This window comes from Halomonas sp. NPDC076908 (assembly GCF_050269715.1).
GTDB lineage: Bacteria > Pseudomonadota > Gammaproteobacteria > Pseudomonadales > Halomonadaceae > Vreelandella.
Genome location: NZ_JBNNIW010000001.1, coordinates 42,632 through 63,577 on the forward strand (window position 1 = coordinate 42,632; position 20,946 = coordinate 63,577).

The 20,946-nt window shown below is 50.2% G+C and carries 16 protein-coding genes; 11 read left to right on the forward strand and 5 right to left on the reverse strand.

The window, feature by feature from the left end; all coding sequences use genetic code 11:
• The first annotated feature begins 8 nt into the window (after positions 1–8).
• Entirely contained in the window at positions 9–944 is a 936-nt protein-coding gene (locus tag ACQKE4_RS00195; protein ID WP_427386367.1) for a hydroxymethylglutaryl-CoA lyase, read from the forward strand.
• Between the two features lie 13 nt (positions 945–957).
• Here ACQKE4_RS00195 and ACQKE4_RS00200 read toward each other — a convergent pair whose 3' ends face one another.
• From ACQKE4_RS00200 to speB, 4 genes are all read right to left on the reverse strand, one after another.
• The gene (locus tag ACQKE4_RS00200) at positions 958–2,433 is read right to left on the reverse strand and encodes an aldehyde dehydrogenase family protein (protein WP_427386368.1); all 1,476 of its coding nucleotides are present in this window, start codon (positions 2,431–2,433) and stop codon (positions 958–960) included.
• Between the two features lie 9 nt (positions 2,434–2,442).
• Positions 2,443–4,071 carry a 5-guanidino-2-oxopentanoate decarboxylase gene (locus ACQKE4_RS00205; RefSeq protein WP_427386369.1) on the reverse strand — a complete coding sequence of 543 codons (1,629 nt, stop codon included), beginning with the start codon at positions 4,069–4,071 and terminating at the stop codon, positions 2,443–2,445.
• Between the two features lie 10 nt (positions 4,072–4,081).
• The gene (locus ACQKE4_RS00210; protein WP_427386370.1) at positions 4,082–5,464 is read right to left on the reverse strand and encodes a YjiH family protein; all 1,383 of its coding nucleotides are present in this window, start codon (positions 5,462–5,464) and stop codon (positions 4,082–4,084) included.
• Between the two features lie 139 nt (positions 5,465–5,603).
• Entirely contained in the window at positions 5,604–6,554 is a 951-nt protein-coding gene (speB, locus tag ACQKE4_RS00215; RefSeq protein WP_427386371.1) for an agmatinase, read from the reverse strand.
• A gap of 263 nt (positions 6,555–6,817) precedes the next feature.
• Between speB and ACQKE4_RS00220 the strand changes: the two genes are divergently transcribed.
• The 6 genes from ACQKE4_RS00220 (at position 6,818) to ACQKE4_RS00245 (ending at position 14,997) form a co-directional block, all read left to right on the forward strand.
• Positions 6,818–8,257: a sigma-54 interaction domain-containing protein gene (locus ACQKE4_RS00220; RefSeq protein ID WP_427386372.1), complete on the forward strand. Its 1,440-nt coding sequence runs from the start codon at positions 6,818–6,820 to the stop codon at positions 8,255–8,257.
• Between the two features lie 1,393 nt (positions 8,258–9,650).
• Positions 9,651–11,099, forward strand: coding sequence for an argininosuccinate lyase (gene argH / locus ACQKE4_RS00225; protein WP_427386373.1), 1,449 nt, complete (start codon positions 9,651–9,653; stop codon positions 11,097–11,099).
• Between the two features lie 21 nt (positions 11,100–11,120).
• A complete protein-coding gene (locus ACQKE4_RS00230; protein WP_427386374.1) occupies positions 11,121–11,981 on the forward strand; it encodes an amino acid ABC transporter permease in 861 nt (286 codons plus the stop codon).
• 1 nt (position 11,982) lies between these two features.
• On the forward strand, positions 11,983–12,750 hold the full coding sequence (locus tag ACQKE4_RS00235) for an amino acid ABC transporter ATP-binding protein (protein ID WP_427386375.1): 768 nt from the start codon (positions 11,983–11,985) through the stop codon (positions 12,748–12,750).
• 12 nt (positions 12,751–12,762) lie between these two features.
• Positions 12,763–13,563: a transporter substrate-binding domain-containing protein gene (locus tag ACQKE4_RS00240; RefSeq protein WP_427386376.1), complete on the forward strand. Its 801-nt coding sequence runs from the start codon at positions 12,763–12,765 to the stop codon at positions 13,561–13,563.
• A 33-nt stretch (positions 13,564–13,596) separates the two neighbouring features.
• Positions 13,597–14,997, forward strand: coding sequence for an MmgE/PrpD family protein (locus tag ACQKE4_RS00245; protein ID WP_427386377.1), 1,401 nt, complete (start codon positions 13,597–13,599; stop codon positions 14,995–14,997).
• Positions 14,998–15,049: 52 nt separating this feature from the next.
• On the opposite strand, the gene ACQKE4_RS00250 is transcribed toward ACQKE4_RS00245, so the two are convergent.
• A complete protein-coding gene (locus tag ACQKE4_RS00250) occupies positions 15,050–15,733 on the reverse strand; it encodes a helix-turn-helix domain-containing protein (protein WP_427386378.1) in 684 nt (227 codons plus the stop codon).
• Positions 15,734–16,646: 913 nt separating this feature from the next.
• Between ACQKE4_RS00250 and ACQKE4_RS00255 the strand changes: the two genes are divergently transcribed.
• The 4 genes from ACQKE4_RS00255 (at position 16,647) to ACQKE4_RS00270 (ending at position 20,927) form a co-directional block, all read left to right on the forward strand.
• Entirely contained in the window at positions 16,647–17,825 is a 1,179-nt protein-coding gene (locus ACQKE4_RS00255) for an ABC transporter ATP-binding protein (RefSeq protein ID WP_427386379.1), read from the forward strand.
• 11 nt (positions 17,826–17,836) lie between these two features.
• Positions 17,837–19,120: an ABC transporter substrate-binding protein gene (locus ACQKE4_RS00260; protein ID WP_427386380.1), complete on the forward strand. Its 1,284-nt coding sequence runs from the start codon at positions 17,837–17,839 to the stop codon at positions 19,118–19,120.
• Between the two features lie 68 nt (positions 19,121–19,188).
• A complete protein-coding gene (locus ACQKE4_RS00265; protein ID WP_427386381.1) occupies positions 19,189–20,076 on the forward strand; it encodes a carbohydrate ABC transporter permease in 888 nt (295 codons plus the stop codon).
• Positions 20,073–20,927, forward strand: coding sequence for a carbohydrate ABC transporter permease (locus ACQKE4_RS00270; RefSeq protein WP_427386382.1), 855 nt, complete (start codon positions 20,073–20,075; stop codon positions 20,925–20,927). Before ACQKE4_RS00265 ends, ACQKE4_RS00270 begins: the two co-directional genes overlap by 4 nt.
• Positions 20,928–20,946: the final 19 nt, after the last annotated feature.

The following is a 20,946-nucleotide window of genomic DNA, read 5'->3' on the forward strand; positions in this document are numbered from 1 at the left end:
CTTTATTTATGAATTTGATAACACCTTGCCCCACCAAGATCGAGATTAACGAAGTTGCCCCTCGGGACGGCCTGCAGATTGAGGCGCGGTTTGTACCCACAGAAGAGAAAATCCGCTGGATTGACGCGCTCTCCACCACCGGTTTGCGGCGAATAGAGGTAACGTCGTTTACCTCGCCAAAAGCGATCCCCAACCTGCGTGATGCCGCCGATGTAGTGACTGGCATTCAGCGTCAGGAAGGGGTCGATGTCACAGTGCTAGTACCCAACGTAAAAGGCACCGAACGTGCGCTTGCCTGTCAAGTGGATGAGATCAACTTGGTTATGTCCGCCAGCAATAGCCATGGCTTGGCCAACCTGCGAATGACGCCGGAGCAATCCCTTGAGCAATTCGCGGCAATCCTAGAAGTGACACAAGGAAGCGGCGTGTTTATCAACGCCTCGCTCTCCACCACTTTTGGCTGCCCCTTTGAAGGCGAGGTGCCCGAAGCGCAGGTACTGGAACTCGTTGAAAAGCTTATCGGCCTTGGCATTCAGGGCATCACACTCTGCGACACCACCGGCATGGCCAACCCCTCCCAGGTAAAACACCTGTGTGAAGCCGTGCTTGAGCGCTGGCCAGAAACGCCGTTCACACTGCACTTTCACGACACTCGCGGCATGGGCCTGGCTAACGCACTGGCGGCCTGGCAAGCGGGCATTACCCGCTTTGATGCTTCATTAGGTGGGCTGGGCGGCTGCCCCTTCGCTCCCGGCGCCAGTGGCAATGTATGCACCGAAGATTTAGTACATATGTTTGAGGCCATGGGCGTGGATACCGGGGTAGATTTAGATGCGCTGCTTGAGGTCGCCGCCACCCTCCCCGACCTTATCGGCCACGATGTGCCGGGGCAGGTGGTAAAAGCCGGGAAATCGACGCGGCGTTATGCGATGCCTGAGCGCTAGCCTTACCCAGGCGCTAACTCGGCCCTATCACGTGCTTCACTTCCAAATAAGCGCTTAACCCCCAGGGGCCGAGTTCACGACCAATCCCACTACGCTTGAAGCCGCCCCAGGCGGTTTCGGGTAGCACTAACTGCTCGCTGTTGTACCAAATGCTGCCGGCTTTGAGCTGACGGCCAATGCGCTTGGCCCGCTCTGGGTCGCCGCTAATGACCGTGGCTGCCAAGCCATAGGCACTGTCGTTGGCAAGCTGAATAGCTTCGGCTTCGCTTGCCACACTGCGACCGCAGAGCACCGGGCCAAAAATCTCTTCCTGCCATAGGCGGCTCTCTACCGGTACGTCGCGGTAAAGCGTTGGTGCTAAAAAGTAGCCTTTCTCTGGCAGAGTGCGGTGTTGCACATCCCGCACTGCTGTAAGACCTTCCTGTTCAGCAATGTCCAAATAACGCTGTACCGCATCGCGCTGTTTGGTACTGGTTAGTGGCCCTAAGTCGGTGCCTTCTGCTAGTGGGTCGCCCAGCGTAAGCGCATCCATACGCTCGGCGAGGGCGGCATAGAGTGCTTCCGCTACCTCTTCATGCACCAATAACCGTGAAGTGGCAGAGCATATTTGCCCGGCATTGAAGTAGATACCGGCCATCACCCAGTCGGCGGCTTGGGCAGGGTCGGCGTCTTCCATCACCAAAATCGGTGATTTCCCGCCGAGTTCAAGCGATACGCTGGCAGTGCGTGCGGCAGCGGCTTGCATCACCGCTTCACCGACACGATTACTACCGGTGAAGGAGATTTTATCCACGCCAGGGTGATTGGTCAGCGGCGCGCCGATGCCCTCACCATCGCCATTTAGAAGGTTCAGCACCCCAGCGGGCAGCTTAATTTCCAGGGCGATCTCGGCCAGCACCTGTTCTGGCATTGGTGTCACTTCAGAGGGTTTAAGCACCACCGTACAACCGGCCGCTAAGGCGGGTGCCAGTTTCCAGGCGCTAGTGACTAACGGGAAATTCCACGGGGTAATCAGCCCCACGACGCCAACGGGGTCGTGATACGTACGCGCCTCAACACCTTCCATCTCGACGCTAACCAGCTCGCCTTGGCGAGCATCCAGCGCTTTGGCCTGTTTCGCGTAGTAGCGGTAGCAGGCAATAGCATCGTCTAGATCAATCCCTGCTTCTGCTAGTGGCTTACCATTATTCGTCGCTGACAGGGTAATAAGTGCCTCCCGACGACTTTCCAAACCATCCGCAAGCCCATCCAAATAGCGTGACCGAGCGGCACCGCCCAGCGCTTGCCAAGCGGGCTGCGCCTGCTGGGCGGCGTTTACCGCGGCGTTTACATCTGCCGCATCCCCCGCCGTCACTTGAGCAATGCGCTCTTCGCTAAAAGGGTTCATCACGTCGAGCAGTCGAGTTCCCGAAGATGCGACCCACTGGTTATTGATAAATTGCTTATTGATAAACAGATTATTAATTAACTGCTCGCTGAGTGACTGCATGGAAATATCCTAGTCAGAAAATGCACACGCACGCTGCCAGGCAGCGGCGTCAATTTCGATCAGTAAAGGCCCGGTGGGTACGCGGTTAGCAAGCGCCTTGGCAAGCTCAGCGGGGCTTTCCACTAGCATGCCAGGGCAGCCGAAACCTTCAGCCAGGGTGAGGAAGTTAGGCGCTTGAATATCTACACCCAAGCGCGCCACGCCATGAGCATCCATATAGCGGCGAATCTCTTCATAGCCTGCGTTGTGCCACAGCACAATCACCACTGGCAGGCGCTCTTCTACCGCCGTGGCTAGTTCAGAAAGCGTAAACATCATCCCACCATCACCCACTAGCGCCACCACGGGTAGATCCGGTCGCGCAAGCTGCGCGCCCAGCGCCGCTGGCAACCCATAGCCCAAAGTGCCGTAACCCGTTGAAGCATTGAAATAACGCCGTGGCGCTGACTGACTCACTAAATGATTACCGGCATATACCGGGGCGGTGGAATCGCCCACCAGAATTGCTTCGGGGAGATAGTAGGCTAGGGTTTTATAAAGTGGCACGAAGTCGGCAAACGCAGGATCGTCTAGCAAATTGAGCGCGCTTAACGCCGCGGTCGTTCGTTCAACGCCATTGCGCTGCAAGGGGGCAGTAAAGTGTTCAAGCAGCAGCTCAAGGCTACGCCCAGCGTCGCCGACTAAGCCAAGCGTCGTACGCTGATTGCGCACCAGCTGTTCAGGATCGAGATCGATACGTATCAGCGTGCCATGGAGATGAAAACCGTCGTCAAACACCACGTCGTAATCGGTCTCACCCAGCTCAGTGCCTACCGCCAAAATCACATCGGCGTTGGCCGCGAGTTCACGTACAGCGGGTAGCGCGGCGTTAGCGCCCAAATCCAGCGGATGGTCGCGGCCTAGCAGCCCTTTGGCGTTAATAGTGGTCACCGTTGGCGCATCAAGCTTTTCTACTAATGCTCGCGCTGCCTCTGGCGCGGAGACACAGCCACCGCCTAATAGCACCAAGGGCTGCTTCGCTGCTTTTAATAAGCGAGCGGCCTCAGCAATCCCTTCTGGATCGGGCGCTGCTCTATACAGCGTAGGCGCCTGCCAACTCACTGGCACCTTGACCTGCGCATTGAATAGATCAATAGGGATTTCAATATGCACCGGGCCTGGGCGCGCACCCTTGAAGATGGCAAACGCGCGGGCCAGCACTTCCGGCAGCGTGTTGGCATCCAGCAGCGTGTGGCTAAAGCGTGCCACGCCGCTGATCATCTGCTGCTGGCTGGGCAGCTCGTGCAGCCGCCCCTGGCCCAAGCCCAGAGTATCGCGGCGGTTAACGCTGGAGATCACCAGCATGGGAATCGAGTCCGCCAGGGCTTGGCCCATGGCGGTGGCGATATTGGTCATCCCTGGCCCGGTGATAATCAGGCAGACACCTGGCTGGCCGCTAGCCCGTGCATAGCCGTCGGCCATAAACCCCGCGCCCTGCTCATGGCGTGGGGTGATGTGCTGAACATCGCTGTTCTCAAGCCCTCGGTAGAGCTCCACGGTGTGTACGCCGGGAATACCGAACAGCGCGCGTACGCCATAGGTATCGCGCAGCAGGCAGATCAGCAATTCGGCGCAGGTCATGGTCTGTCTATCCTTCATAAATAGCCCCTTAGAAGAAAAACGTATGGGCCATAAAGGCGATGATCGGCAGTGTAATCGCAGTACGCAGTAAGAACACCACCGCCAGCTCCCAGAACTTGATGGGAATCTTCGACTTGAGCAGCAGCGCACCGATTTCCGACATGTAAACCAGCTGTGTCATGGAGAGACAGGCAATGACAAAGCGAGTCAGCTCGCTTTCGATATTGGTCGCCAGCACCGCAGGCAGGAACATATCGGCAAAGCCCACTAGCGTAGCAGGCGCAGCCGCTTGCGCCTCAGGGATACGCAACAGTTCCAGCACCGGAATCATGGGGTAAGAGAGCCAGGTAAACAGCGGGGTAAACTCGGCCAAAATCAGCGCCACAGTGCCGATGGCAAATACCAGCGGTAACAGCGTTAGGAAGATATCAATCACGTTGAGTAGCGCTAAACGGGCTAACTTTCGAGGCCCTGGCGCACTGCCTGCACGGCGGGTGGCCTGCAACAGGCTGTAGCGGAATAGGCCGACATTTTCAGTACGCTCTTCGCTCAACTGACAGCCAACCGGCTCATAGTAGTCATCGGATTTACGCGACAGCGGTGGAATCCGCGAGACGATAACCGCGGCGATTAAGCCTGATACCACCACCGTTAAGTAGAACTGTACAAAGAGGTGGTTAAGGTCAATGAAGTTGATCACTAACAGACTGAAAGCGATGGAGGCGACTGAAAAGTTGGTCGCAATCACCGAAGCTTCACGGCCATTGTAATAGCCTTGTTCGTACTGCTGGGCGGTAATCAGCACGCCTACCGTACCCGATCCCATCCATGAAGCTGTGGCATCGATAGCACTGCGACCCGGCAGATTAAAGATAAACCGGAACGGCTTGCGTACCATGGTGCCGATAAACTCCATAAAACCGAATTCGACCAAAAACGGCAGCAACACTGCAGCAAAGAAGAAAAATGTCAGTAGCACCGGCGCCAAATCATTGAGCATGACACCACCGGTAAATGAAGCGGTGACAAACTCAGGGCCGAACTGAAAAAAGGTCATGATGACAAAAATGGCGCCTAACACGCGCATCGCTATCCAAATTGCGCCCACATCGAACATATCGTGAAAGGGGCCACTTTGTGCCCAGGTCGGTTGGGCTACTTTGACGTATAGCGTCACTACCACCGACAGGCAAAGCACAACCATCGCGATAGCGGGTAGCGCTCCCCCAAGCAGGGTTTGTAAGCCATCCGCCATAATACCCATGCCAATATTAATAGAATCACCGATCTGGAAGGGAACCAAAAACAGCAATACCCCAATGATGGAGGGAATCAGAAATTTCAGTAAGTGTGCGGGAGGTATCGGTGTCGACGGGCTCGGCTGTTCCGTTTTAACGTTGCTATAAGACATAGGATTCACCCATTGGAAGTGACTATTCGAGGTGGGCTGGCGGCGTCGTGGCAGGAAGGAGTTCTTCCTGCCATATGTCTTTTTTACTAGCGCTTTGTTAGATCAACGCTTTTTTGAACCTAAATTTTTTAACAGTGACTTAGTCGCCGCGCTTCACGCCCGGCAGGACGCAGAGCATCTCGTACAGCAGCGTGGCGCCCATTAGCGCGGTGTTGCCGCTGGGATCATAGGGCGGCGATACTTCAACCAAGTCACCGCCGACAATGTTCAACCCCGCCGCGCCGCGAACAATCTCGAGCCCTTGGGCAGAGGTCAGGCCGCCCATTTCCACCGTGCCAGTACCGGGCGCGACCGAGGGGTCCAGTCCATCAATATCAAAGCTGATATACACCGGAATATCGCCCATCTTTTCGCGCACTTCGGCCATCAGCGGTGCCAGTGAGCGATGCCAGCACTCCTCAGCCTGCACCACACGAAATCCCTGCTCGCGGCACCAGTCGAAATCCTCAGGGGAGTAACCGGTCCCGCGCAGGCCGATTTGTACAACCTTGTTGTGGGCCAGCAGACCCTCCTCCTGGGCACGACGAAACGGCGTACCGTGGGCAATCGGCTCGCCAAACATATGCTCATTCACATCGGCGTGGGCATCGATATGGATCAACCCCACCGGACCGTGTTTTTTTGCCATCGCGCGCAAAATCGGCAGCGTCAGCGTGTGCTCGCCGCCTAGCGTCAGTGGAATACAGTCATGCTTTAACACCTTGTCATAGAAGGCCGTGATGATGTCGACGCTTTTTGGCAGGTGGAAGGTATTGATCGGTACATCGCCGATATCGGCCACTTGTAAGCTTTCAAAGGGAGCGGCGCGGGTCGCCATATTGTAGGGGCGCAGCATGCGCGACTCATCGCGAATCTGCCGCGGGCCGAGGCGCGTGCCGGGGCGGTTTGAGGTACCGATATCCATGGGAATGCCAATAAAGGCGGCATCCAGCCCTTGGGCGGTCTCTTGCGTAGGCAGGCGCATCATCGTAGCAGGACCTGCAAAGCGCGGCATGGAGTTGCCGCCCAAAGGCTGATTAGACTCCGACATCGTTATCTCCTTGGCGTTGTTATGGCGCTGATAGGGGCTAAATCGAAGTGGCCAGCGCACTCTTAATATCTTCTGATGATGCTCTTAAATGTGCACAGAACGTGCCAACCCTACGATAGCGATATACTGGTAGAATTAACGGACTAACGATGCAAAAATGAATCAATCGCACACAGAATGATTCATAAATGAATTGATCATTCATTTATGAATCATTTGTGCAAAGCTGTCTGCCATAAGAGAGATGGCGTGAGAGAAACGGAATGAGTGAAATAGACAAGCACGTACTGCAAACCATCGTAGAAATTGCCAATGACCACTTCTTTATCGTCAGTGGGAATGGGCAAATCGTGGATGTCAGCCCAGGGGCCGAAGCGGTTTATGGAATGTCACGTGAAGAGCTGCTTTCCAGCAGCGTTCAACAGCTTCAGGCGGCTGGGGTATTGAAGCCCTCAATCACAATGGACGTCATACGTACCCGTCGGCCCGCGCAATTGATGCAAGTCACAGGTACAGGCCGCCGCGTCATTGCAGAAGCCTATCCGGTGTTCGTGAATGGCAAACTGGAACGCATTATCAGTCGCTCGCGGGATTTAACTGACCTCCAGTTGCTGCAAGACGAATATGCCCTACTCCAAAAACGCTTCAACGAACACCTTAAGCGCAGCCAAGCAGCGCCGGATGCCGAAGAGCAAGCGCTGGATGATGCGCTGGATAACTTACAAGTGCGCAGTAGCATAATGCGCGAAATTGCCTTGCTGCTTAAGCGCGTGGCACCTTCGGATGCCAATGTGTTGATGCTGGGTGAATCCGGCGTGGGTAAGACGGCGTTTGCTAAGCAGCTACATCGCTGGAGCCAGCGCTGCGACGGCCCCTTTATTGAAGTTAACTGTGCAGCGATTCCAGAGAACCTATTTGAATCTGAGATGTTTGGCTATCAGCCCGGCGCGTTTAGCGGCGCGGCGCGCCAGGGCAAGGCGGGATTATTAGAGCAAGCCGAAGGCGGCACGCTGTTTTTAGATGAGATTGGTGAGCTGCCGCTGCTGATGCAAACCAAACTGCTCAAAGTGATTCAAGATGGCAGCCTGACCCGCTTGGGTGACACTCGCACTCGACGCGTCGATTTCCGTTTGGTGGTGGCTACCAATCAGGATTTAGCCAAGCAGTTAGAAGCCGGGCTGTTTCGTCTAGATTTGTACTATCGGCTCAACGTTATCCCGGTGACGCTACCGCCGCTGCGGGATCGCCGTGAAGATATCCCCGTACTAGTAGAAGCCTGCCTGGGACGGCTTAATCAACGCTATGGACGACAAAAAATTCTCGATACGCGAGTGTGGTCGACACTGATGGGTAGCGAGTGGCCAGGCAATGTTCGCGAACTGGAAAACTGGTTAGAAAGAGCCTGGCTCTCAAGCCCCACCGATCAGATCGAAGTGCCTGTGTTTCATTCCCACGCGGCAAATAGTTACGATAAAAGCTTGCAGGGCCCCTCCCTTCCTATTACTGCAGCACTAGAGCCTCATGAAACCCTTAAGCAGTACTTATCTCGACTCGAATGCGAAACACTCGATGCGCTCAGCCGCAAACTCCCTAGCACCTACGCCATCGCTAAACGTTTGGGCATTAGCCAGTCCAGCGTCGTACGTCGCCTGCAAACTTACGGGCTAAAACCTCCGCGCGGATCAAAATCTCAGGATTCCTGATCAACGACCATCAATACTCCATTGAAAATTAAAACTTAACTAATCAATCGATTAACATCGTTTATTCAGAATAACTTAAAAGCAAATCATTTAACTTAGGCCTACCCAGCATGGACAATCAAATATAGGTTCTTCGACGTTGTGCATGGAATTCGTCCCTTGAACTGGAACAAACAAAGACTTCACCCTGCTGTTTGAGCAAACGACCATGCCACTTTTTAAAGAGGTGCCTCCCCCCAGTTGAAGCTTTGCGTCAAACGGCTATAGCGCATCGTGCATTACTTCATGCGCGGCATGTGCGGGAACAGAATCTGTTCAACGTGGTAATTGTTGACTTAAACAGATATGCCGCGCGGTCATTGCTACATTAAGGTATTCCTCGAAATGCAGCGCAAGCAGAAGCCAGTAGTTTTGCCGACCCAGGCTGCGACAAGCACGCCATCAAGGCCATCAGCGCCCCTATCAATTCATCGCGGAGATACGAACATGTGGTTGGGGTAGCCTAAGAAAGGTCGCCAGTCTTCCTCATCGGAGTGACCCAGTACCTTTACTAGGCCGAGGTAATAATCGACTGATTCAATTTAGTGCAGACCTTAACTAAGCGGCTAGACAAAGTACGCAAGAAAAAGCACAGCAAGCGGCAACACTCAAGCCAATGTGCTGGGCACTGCTAGCGAATAAGAAGACTAGAGCCCAAAAGCTTTGACGTCGCCCCAGACGTTGGTGGCTGATCAGAGCGTCACTGCAGCAGGCACAAGGAGGAGCCTACGCTGGATCCCAAAGCTCCAGACACCCAGAGGGGTTCGATGGCGCATCATGAACTACCTAGAGAGCATGCAGGCGGCGGCTTTTAAAAAGCCGCTATTGAAACCAATGTGGAAGACCCTAGCAACGATTACTCGATACGCCAATGCGGTGATTTGGGGCTGATCAACGCAAGACAGGAAAGAAAGCCTGTTTTAAGCAGCTCGGTCACGCGGAGTCTAACTTTATCGCATAATTTGCCTCATTGGCAGTCCAGTGGGTCAACTGTTCGATTAAGCCAAATTCACATGAAGTAACCAAGAACCCTATAATTACAAAGCGTTATTGTATTAATTTAAAATGACAACAATTACTTCGAGCCAATGAAACCCGTCTTTAAACAGCTTCATATTTGGTTTTCACTAAATTCAATGCACCACAAGCGTGCTTAAAAATAAAACCCTGCTCTAAGTGGCACTATTTATGCACCACAGAAAGGCAAGCAAAGGCTAAGCATAAGAAAAAACTAATTTTATTAGCCTCCTAAAATTTCGCATTCAATAAAAAAAGTTGACAGCTATGCATTAGTGTTGCTAAAAAACCCTATATGCAACATTAGTTCTCTATGACAAAACTAAAAGTGAATATTATGCTCAATGATAAGCACCATACCCGCTCAGGAACACTTTGGGGGGCTCGGTTTAAGGATCTACCAGAAAAGTCCCTAACTGATATTTCACGATCTCCAGATAGCTACTTTAGGCTACTACCACAGGACATAGCAGGGTCAAAAGCGCACACGTTCGAGCTAGGCCGTGAGTCGCTCCTTACTGAAGAAGAAGTTAAACAAGTCAATAACGCCTTGGATGAAATAGAAAAAGACTGGACGAACGGCTTGCTTGAAAGAGATCCAGAAAGTGAAGACGTACATGGCTTTCTAGAACAAGAGCTTATAAAAAGAGTGGGCCATGTTGGGGGTAAAATTCGAGCGGGCAGATCACGTAATGATCAAACGGCCAATGATCTGAAGCTTTTCATGCGACAAGAAGCACGTTTCATACATCAGCAGTGCAGACAGCTTATAGAGGCTCTTATTGATCAAGGCGAGCAACATGCAGGAAGTCTTTGCCTGGGCTTTACTCACCTCCAAGCAGCTCAACCTATTACCTTTGGACATCAATTACTTTCTCATGCTCAAGCTTTAAGTAGAGATTTAAGGCGGCTAGCAACATGGGATATAGAGAATGCCATTTCGCCTTTAGGCGCAGCGGCACTTGCTGGTTCCGGCATTACTTCTCATCCAGAATTAATGGCAAATGATCTGGGCTATACATCATCATACAACAACTCTATAGATGCCGTAGCCAATAGAGATCATGTTGCCGAGTTTATTTTTACTCTCTCACAAATGATGGTGACAATCTCCAGATTATCAGAAGAGCAAATATTATGGGCCTCCCCACAATTTGGCTGGATCAAATTACACGATAGCTATTCAACAGGCAGCTCTATTATGCCGCAGAAGAAAAACCCTGACATAGCAGAGCTATCTAGAGGTAAATCAGGAACCATGCTCGGCTTATTAACTGGATTTATGGCCACTCAAAAAAGTCTACCAACTGCTTACAACCGCGATTTATTTGAAGATAAAAATGCTGTTATACAAGCAGTTGATATTATGCATTTAGTACTTCCGGCAATGTCGGGCTCAGTTAAATCTATGAAAATAAACGAAGCAAAAATGGCGGAGCAGGCTACATGGGGGCACTCCTTAGCAACAGATATCGCTGATATGCTTTCAAAAGAAGGTGTCTCATTTAGAGATGCACACGAAATTGTTGGTGAAATCGTAAGCTATTGTGATGAAAAAGGTATTCAGCTTTATGAATTAGAAGAAAATGATCTTAAGAAATTAGACTCAAGGATAAATATGAAAATGATTGCGTCAATCAATGGACCGCAATCTGTCGAAAACCGTTTAGGAAAAGGGTCATCTAAACCTAGTTTAGTGCTTGAGCAGGCCATAGAATTGCGAAAACATATACACTCTCCAAAAATGCTCATGGCCTCATTAAATGGCAATGCTCTATCCATCTAGTGAGTTTAAGGGAAGCTTTTCATGACTGCTCTAAGAAAAACAGAATTAGCAAATTTGACAAAGGAAAAAAGAATCCCTTGGGCACAGTGGGCTACAGCTTTAATTGCAGTTAGCTCTCTTGCATTTCTAATCATTAGCTTTGCTCAGGGAAATATAAACTGGGGTACTGTTGGAAGGTATCTTTTTGACAAAGGAATTCTTTTAGGTTTAATTAACACCATTTGGATGACATTCGCTGCAATGTTTCTTACCATCGTTCTTGGCACGATACTCGCAATAATGAAGATAGCGCCTAACGGGGTATTAAAATCTATAAGTGGTTTTTATATATGGCTTTTCCGAGGCATACCACAGCTACTTCAATTATTTTTATGGTATAATTTAGCATTAGTTTTTCCTTATATAGGTATACCAGGCGTGCTTGGTGTTGAAACCTCCTCGTTAATGACACCAGTACTGGCTACAGTGCTTGGGTTAGGCCTATGTCAAGCGGCTTATACAGCGGAGGTTGTTCGTGCAGGTGTTCTCTCAGTCGATGATGGTCAAGTTGAAGCCGCTAGCTCTATAGGAATGAGATATGGCCAACAACTTTACAGAGTAATTTTACCGCAGGCGATGAGAGTTATCATTCCGCCGGTTGGAAACTACTTTATAACAATGGTGAAACTCACTTCACTTGCCAGTGCTATTCAGTTTTCAGAAATACTATATAATGCCCAAACAATATACTATGTAAATGGACAAGTAATGGAATTGTTATTTGTTGCTACTTTCTGGTATTTAATAGTCATTACTGTTTTAACATTAATACAGGCACGCATCGAAACATATTTCTCTAAGGGTTATACCCGTGAGTCTAAGCCTCGTAATGGGAGCAACTAACATGTGTTCATCAAAAATAGTTTTAGAGGCTATAGATATAACAAAAAAATTTGGTGATTTCACAGCATTAGAAAATGTCTCGGTTGAAGTCAGTAAGGGGGAGGTCGTTTGCATTCTGGGACCCTCTGGATCAGGGAAGAGTACGTTTCTCCGCTGCCTTAATCTTTTAGAACGTCCAGAGGGCGGAGCAACCTGGATAGATGGCTCCCTCCTGGGCTATGAGGAAATTGATGGGAAGCTTTATGAATTATCCGGAAAAAAATTAGCTAAACAACGTACTGAAATAAGCATGGTTTTCCAAAAATTCAACCTGTTTTCTCATCGCACAGCGCTAGAAAATGTCATGGAAGGCCCTACCAGAGTATTAAGGGAAGGAAAATCAGAGGCGAAAGCTAGGGCGTTAGAATTATTAGATCGAGTCGGGTTGTCAGATAAAGCTAACAACTATCCCAATGCTCTTTCTGGGGGGCAACAACAGCGTGTAGCTATTGCTAGGGCCTTAAGTATGAGGCCAAAATTGATGCTTTTTGACGAGCCCACTTCCGCCTTGGATCCAGAGTTAGTCAGCGAAGTACTGGGCGTTATGAAAGATTTAGCGAAAGATGGCATGACGATGGTTGTCGTTACGCATGAGATGGGGTTTGCGAAAGAAGTAGCAGACCGGATGATTTTCATGGATCAAGGAAAAAAACTGTTCGATGGCTCCATGGATGAAGCGCTCACATCAGACAGCTCAAGAATGCAAACATTTTTAAATGCGGTACTTTAAAGGAGTTGTAAAATGAAGAATAAGTCTTTTTTAATCATGGGGACAGCAATAACTCTTCTTACTACCGGCGGAAAAGCAGTCTCATCAGATACTCTGTCGGTTTCGACCGAAACCCAGTTTCCACCCATGGGATTTATAGAAGGTGGTGAGCTAAAGGGCCTTAACATTGACCTTGGCGAGGCATTGGCTAATCGAATGGGTATACAAATCGACTGGCGACGAAGCCAATTTAACCAGTTTCTAAGCGACATAACTACTGGCCGGAGTGATGCTGTTATTGCAGGCATGGTTGATATGCCAGAACGTCAGGAAAATCATACATTTGTAGATTTTTTTGAGACTGGATATCAGTTCTTCACCACAGCTGATGTTGCAGACTCTGAAGGCATTGTAGAAATCGAAGATTTTTGCGGACTTACTGTTGCAGCGAGCCGGAATTCCTCATATGCAGCGGCTATTAATAAATGGAGTGAAGATAACTGCGAGCAAGATCATATCCGAGTACTTGACACCGATGGTTCCTCTAATGCTTTGCTGCAACTACGGCAAGGGCGGGCACAAGGTGTAATGCAAACAACAGAGACTATCTCTTATTTAGCTGCCAATGATAAAGGTATTACCGCAATTGGCGAGCCTATCACGAGTGACTATTATGGAATGATTGTTGCTAAAAATAATCCAGAGCTTGCAGATCGCCTTGCAAACGCATTGACAGAAATGATGGAGGATGGCTCTTATAAAGAAATACTGGCAGCTTGGGATCTTGAAAAACAAGCTATTGATGAAGTTACAATAAACCTTGAAAGCAGGTGATTTATCATTTCATCGATCACAAAGTATTAGACCATGCATAACGAAAACACCACTCTCAAACTTGCAAACTTTGTAGTTACGGTTAAGGCAGAGGATATACCTGCTGAACTTAAAGCTCAGATGTCCCTCCATGCCATCGATACTGTTGCAGTAGGCTTGGTAGGGGCAATGAGACCATTAAGTCATCGTGTCCGTACTTATGGAAAAGTTCGCCAGAATGGTGTTGCTACAGATAAGGCATATATCTGGGGTACTACTATTGAGGGTAATCCTTGTGATGTGGCGTTTATAAATGGGGTGTCTTCCCACTCTATAGAATTTGATGATACACATGGATGTGATCATTCTGGAGCTGTTGTTATACCTGCCCTAATGGGTGCACTACCTTATCTAAAGAAAGATCCGACTACGGATGAATTTTTAACAGCAATGATATTGGGCTACGAAGTTGCTCGCCGTATGCAAATTGCTTTTGGTGGTTATGCAAAGTTAAATGAAAAAGGATGGCATTCTACTTCCATCTGTGGACCAATCGGAGCTGTCTGTGCTGTTAGCCGGTTATTACGTCTCTCCTATGATGAAGTAGCAGCCGCTATAGGGATATGTAGTTCTATGCTATCTGGAACTTGGTCATTTTCATCTGGAAAAGGAGACAATAAAGCTTTACATGCTGGCTTAGCAGCAAAAAATGGTTTAGAGAGTGTTTTGATGGCTAAATCAGGCATCAAGGGAACTCTTGATACTTTTGAACTTGTCTGGGGTGGAATAGTCAAAACATACTCTGGATCCGAAGGCAACGTTAGTGAACTTACCAATACATTAGGGTATAAATGGCATGCTAAAGATGCCAGAATAAAACTTTATCCTAGTTGTGCGAGTTCCCATCCTATTATCCATGCATTTGAGAATCAATTAAACAGTTACACTTATGTCGAAAACTCTTCTATTAAAGCTATTAGCATATGGGTAAGTGATATAGTTAATAGCATGTGCGGGGAATCTGACATTAAAGAATTAAACACCCCTTCATCTCGCCAAATGAGTATTCCTTATTCGTTAGCGTTGCTAATGACTCAAGGAGTTATTCGTTTAAGTGACTACTGGACCATTCCAGACTCAAGCCCCAGAGTGGAAGACGTATTACAGCTAATTACTGTCTATATCGATCCTGAATACGATGGTGCAAGCGGTAACGGTAAATTTATGATAGTAAGCGACACAAAAAATGAAATTGTATATACAAAATTTGATGATTCTAACCTACAGTATCCATGGATTGAAAATATGGCACTTTCAAAGATACGCAATCTGATGAAAGAATTTAATTACAATGATGAAGCGGAAGAGCTAACCGACCTGTATAAAAAGCTTCCCACCAATTTTCCACTCAGGCTCAACAAGCTTACCCAGATTACTCCCGTCACGAAAACATAGAATAACTTTATATTTTCTTTTTCTTTTGAAACTGATACGGATAATTTCTATATTAATTTCTATTAATTTTGGCCATGAACCATAATACTACTGCCTCATCCTTCTCAGAGCCATTTCTCCATGAGTGTGGCTCTTCTCCAGAGAGCGTGGCTGTATCACCAACTTTTAAATACTCTTCTTCTTCAGTAGTCATAAGCACTATACTGCCACTTAGTACATGAACTGATTCCACATCACAATCCATTATATACATACCTACCCCTGCACGCCCACCAGGTTTCATAACAGACTTCAGTATCTGTACACTTCGTTGATGAGGTGGTGTCAATAGTTTTTCTGAAACATCTTTATCTCCTAAGTCAATTCTTGGAGCATCGCTAGCCAGAATGACTTTAGTCTCAGAATGTTCTAACACTTGTCCAGGTGCAACTCCTAGCACATCACAAAGTGATAGTAAGGACGCAACAGATGGACTGGTTTGCTCTCTTTCAACTCTAGACACAAACCCCTTTGAAAGCCCAGAGGCCTCTGCAACTTGGGCCACAGTAAGATGACGCTTAAGGCGAAGACTTCTTAGCTTTCTTCCTATGCGGGCTGGCTGGGCTCGATGTTCAATAGGTAAAGTTTTAATTATTAAGTCCGTCACAGCAATAATATACTCCGATGCTCTGAACACGAGGAAGAAGTAAAACAATCTTGAACATATAAAACTTGAATGCAACAAATACTTTTGCATCAGACATTCAGTTCAGTAACTGAAAAATTATGTCATTTCAGGCATAACGGCTCAAGCACTAAAGTTAATGATCGCAGACAAACACTTATTTTTGAACTTCAACCTGGACTAATGTATTAGTCCTACCCGTATGCTTTCCCTAGATTGTGATGCTACCAAGAACTACCGGACAAGCTTGTAAGGAACTTCTTTTGCGCCTCAAACGATTCCTGGCTGGGATAGCTGTTAGTGCAGTGTTGGCGGGTTTAATTGTAATCCAAATTGATGTATTCAAACACCGCTTCTTTCATAGCCTGCCGGGAGGCGAATCGCTCACAATGCACCACTTTCAATTGAAAGAGGCTTTTGGACAAGCATTTCGTAGTAATTAAATTTGCGCTAGAGCTGCACCGCTATTATTAATTCGTCACCACCAGTGCCTGTGATAGTCTTTCAGCGGTACTCACTCCCGCGATATAAGTGCACATCAGGCCCAGCGGATCATTTCGTCGTCACAGCGCCATCTCATAGAGCTGCCGTCATATGCATCAAAATGACTCAAGCAACCACGTTGTGGCTATGCAAATCATTCATGTCCTACTTGTAGCCGGAGAGAGTGTTGCAGGGACTTTTATGGAGATATATTTTCTGAAATGCGCCTGTCACGCTCAGTTTCAAGTCCCGACCTCATCATATCCAACGCCACACCACTGCGCTGTTCGATTCGGAAGATGAGCCGGAAATCACTCAATTGGCTTGGCAAGCAGCGCTCCGTTTAATCGGGGATCAGCATGACGATTACTTTAGTTAAACGAAAAGTAATTTCTGCTTGACACAGCTGCTGTCATCAACCATCCATGTAAGTGTCATGATAGTGCAACACCTTCAACACAAGCTGAACCAATAACAACCAACAGCCGGTGATGTGTGTGCTATGTCAAATCAATCGCGTATCCGCTTGGAACGCGTCACCAAACGTTGGGACGCGTCTACTGCTGTCGATGACATCTCCTTCGATGTAACCCCCGGCCAGTTTGTCATTCTGCTAGGGCCGTCAGGCTGTGGAAAATCCACCACGCTGCGCATGATCGCAGGCTTGGAAGAGGCCAGCGATGGGCGCATCTTTATCGGTGAGCGCGACGTCACGCGCCTGCCACCGGGTGATCGGGGGCTAAGCATGGTGTTTCAGTCCTATGCGCTGTTTCCGCATTTAAGCGTTGCTGACAATATCGTGTTTGGCCTGCGCAGCCGCAAGGTGCCCAAGGCAGAACAGCGCGAGCGGCTGGCGAAAGTTGCCGAGCTGGTCGATCTAACCGATTATCTGCACCGCAAACCTGCCCAGCTTTCCGGCGGCCAGCGCCAGCGCGTGGCACTGGCGCGCTCGGTGATCTCCGAACACCCGATCTGCTTAATGGACGAACCGCTTTCCAACCTGGATGCGCGGCTGCGCAGCGATATGCGCCGGGAAATTAAAGCGCTACAAAGCCGCTTGAATATGACCGTGATCTACGTCACCCACGATCAGGTCGAAGCCATGAGCATGGGGGATCGCGTCATTCTGATGCAGCACGGCAGCATTGTGCAGGACGGCACGCCCGACGAACTCTATAACCGCCCCACCAGCGCTTTCGCCGCCAGTTTTATTGGTAGCCCCGCGATGAATTTACTGCCCCTGGTGGCAGGCGAGCACGGCGCGGTGATTGAAGGCGAAACCAACGTTTCAGTGGCACCTCACGAAGCCGCTGGCGGGCAGTTGGGTATCCGCCCTGAAGATATCGAGCTGCGCCCCGCCTCTGCGGCTGGCGTACCCGCCACTGTGCTGAGCGATGAATATTTGGGTGCGGATACGATCGTCCACTTAGCCGTGGGCCAACACACCTTGCGGGTTCGGTTGAGCGGAAAGCACGCGATTGCGGGTCAGCAATGCCGCCTTGGCTGGCCCACAACCGCCGCGCACCTATTCGGTGAAGATGGCCTGCGCCGTGATGATCTAAGTGCTTATTCGTTAACGCCGACCGCTGCTATACCAGCGGCAAGCGCTCCACCACTAGATGCATTCCAAGCTGCTTTTCTCGCCCCCAAGCTTCATCCAAAGCTCCATCCCCAACGTTGAGGAGTTACCCCATGCGTGTACGTCTTCCTTTTGCTGTGACAGCCCTGGCCGCGGGTCTGCTTAGCGCAGGCCAAGTCGCTGCCAATGACCCTATCGAGCTGACCATGTACTACCCGGTGTCGGTAGGTGGCGCGCTAACCGATGTGGTGGATAACTTGGTGAATGAGTTTGAGAGCGAACACCCTGATATTGCCGTGGAAGCGATCTACGCCGGTAACTACGACGACACCCGGGTGCGGGCAATGTCTGCCATTGAAGCCGGTGATGCACCGCAGCTGTCGGTACTGTTCTCCATCGACCTTTATGAGCTGATTGAGCAGAACGCCATCGTGGCGTTTGATGACCTAGTTGAAACCGATGAAGAGCGCGAGTGGCTAGACAGCTTTTACCCCGGCCTGATGGAAAACGGCCAGTTGGATGGCAAAACCTACGGCATTCCCTTCCAGCGCTCAACCATCGTACTGTTCTGGAACAAAGACGCTTTTGAAGCCGCAGGTCTAGACCCGGAAACGCCGCCCGAAAACTGGCAAGAGATGGCCGAAATGGCCGCCACCGTGCGTGAAGCCTCGGGCGGTGATCAATGGGGTGTGATGGTACCTTCCACTGGCTACCCCTACTGGATGTTCCAAGCGTTCGCCTTTCAGAACGGCCATCGCCTAATGAGCGAAGATGGCACCGAAGTCTATTTCAATGACCCAGCGGCGATTGAAGCGCTTGAATATTGGGTGTCGCTGGCCACGGAGCACAATGCCATGCCCGATGGCACCATTGAGTGGGGCACGCTACGCCAGAACTTTATCGAGCAATCCACCGCCATGATGTGGCACACCACCGGCAACCTGACCGCCGTACGTAGTGAGGCTGATTTCGACTTTGGCGTTGCGATGCTGCCAATGAAAACCCAGCGTGGCAGCCCCACCGGCGGTGGCAACTTCTATATTTTTGAAGATGCGACTGAAGACGAGCAGCGTGCCGCAATGACGTTTATTCGCTGGATGACCGACCCCGAACGCGCCGCCGCCTGGTCGATTGAAACTGGCTATATGGGTGTTAGCCCCGCTGCCTACGAAACCGATGCGCTGCAAAGCTATGTCGAAGAGTTCGCTCCAGCGGCAGTGGCCCGCGACCAGCTTGAGCACGGTACCGCAGAGCTTTCCACCTACCAAGGTGGCCGTGTGCGTCGCGCGCTGGATAACGCTGTACAAGCCGCGCTGACGGGGCAAATGTCACCGGAAGAAGCACTAAACCAAGCGCAGCAAGAAACCGAAGGCGTATTACGCCGCTACGCCCGCTAACCTTCGCCATGCCGCATGAAGCAAGTGCTTTCATGCGGCACTTTTAAAGCGGCTATCGAGAGACTCCTATGGCCGAAATGACTTCCCTCCGGCGTATGCAGTTGTATGGCGCATTGTTGCTGCTTCCCGCCGCTGTGCTGCTAGCCACTTTCGCCTATCTGCCCACCATCACGACAGTGATCAACAGCCTGTTTTTGCCAGGCTTTCGCGGCGCGCCAGCCGAGTTTGTGGGCATTGAAAACTATCAGGTACTGTTCGATGACCCGACGTTTTGGAAGGTAGCCCGCAACAATCTTATCTATGCGGTGGGTACCATCCCTACGTCTATCGCGCTGGCATTGGTCATGGCGCTATTTGTAAATGGCAAACTTCGCGGCCGCGGCTTTGTGCGTATGGCGTATTTTACGCCCACCATTCTGCCGATGATTGCGGCGGCCAATATCTGGATGTTTTTTTACGCCCCGCAGATTGGGCTATTTAATAAGCTGCTCGGCGCATTAGGTTTTTCTGGCGTGAACTGGCTTGGCGATCCAAGCGTGGCGTTGGGATCAGTAATCGTAATGTCGGTGTGGAAAGAGGCCGGCTTTTTTATGATTTTTTACCTAGCGGCGCTGCAGGGCATTGCCCCAGAACTTAAAGAGGCTTCCGACCTTGAGGGCACCAGTCGCTGGAGCTTCTTCTGGCGCGTCACCTTCCCGCTGTTAATGCCCACGACCCTGTTCGTACTGATTAATGCACTGATCAACGCCGTTAGGGTAGTGGATCATCTGTTTATTTTGACCAAAGGCGGGCCTAACAACGCGACCAACCTGCTGCTTTATTACGTCTACGAGAACGCGTTTTCATTCTTTGACCGCACCACCGCAGCGACGATTACAGTGGTTATTCTGCTGGTACTCGCAGTCGTCGCCACGGTGAAGTTCACGATTTTAGACCGTAGGACGCATTACCAATGAACACAGCCACCACTAAATCAAAAACCTATGCGTCTCGTTCTGGCTTCTTCTCACTCCCGTCGCTTGAAACCGTGGCTGCATGGCTGCTGGCTATCATTTGGATTTTCCCACTGCTTTACGCTTTTTGGGCGGCGTTTCATCCGCCCGCCTATATGGTGCGCTTTGACTTATTTGCCCCGCTAACGCTGGATAACTTTAAAAACGCTTGGGCCCAGGCGCCCTTCGCCCGCTACTACTTAAACACCTTCACCTTGGTGACCGGGGTTGTATTTGCCCAGTTTGTGGTCTGCACCCTGGCAGCGTTTGCCTTTGCGCGCTTTCCCATCCCAGGCAAAAACGTACTGTTTATGCTGGTATTGATTCAGCTATTCGTATTTCCCGAAGTGCTCATCGTCGAGAACTATCGCATCGCCAGTGGGCTGGGGCTGATCAACACCATCACCGGTATCGGGCTGCCCTATGTGGCCAGCGCTTTTGGTATTTTCCTGTTGCGCCAGACGTTTAAAACCATTCCCCGGGAGCTTGAGGACGCTGCACGCATTGAAGGCTGCAACTGGCTGGAAATTTTGTGGAAAGTCTACGTCCCCCTGGCTAAGCCTACCTATCTTGCCTACGGGCTCGTTTCGATTAGCCACCACTGGAATAACTTTCTGTGGCCGCTGGTGGTGACCAACTCGGTAGAGAGTCGTCCATTAACAGTAGGCTTAGGGGTTTTCTCGGCGCCAGAAACCGGCGTGAACTGGGCCACTGTCAGCGCCGCAACGCTGTTAAGCATCGCCCCGTTACTCATCGCCTTTCTGCTCTTTCAGCGCCAGTTCGTTCAGTCGTTTTTAAGGGCAGGTATTCGCTAGGCAAACGCGCCTTAACTGT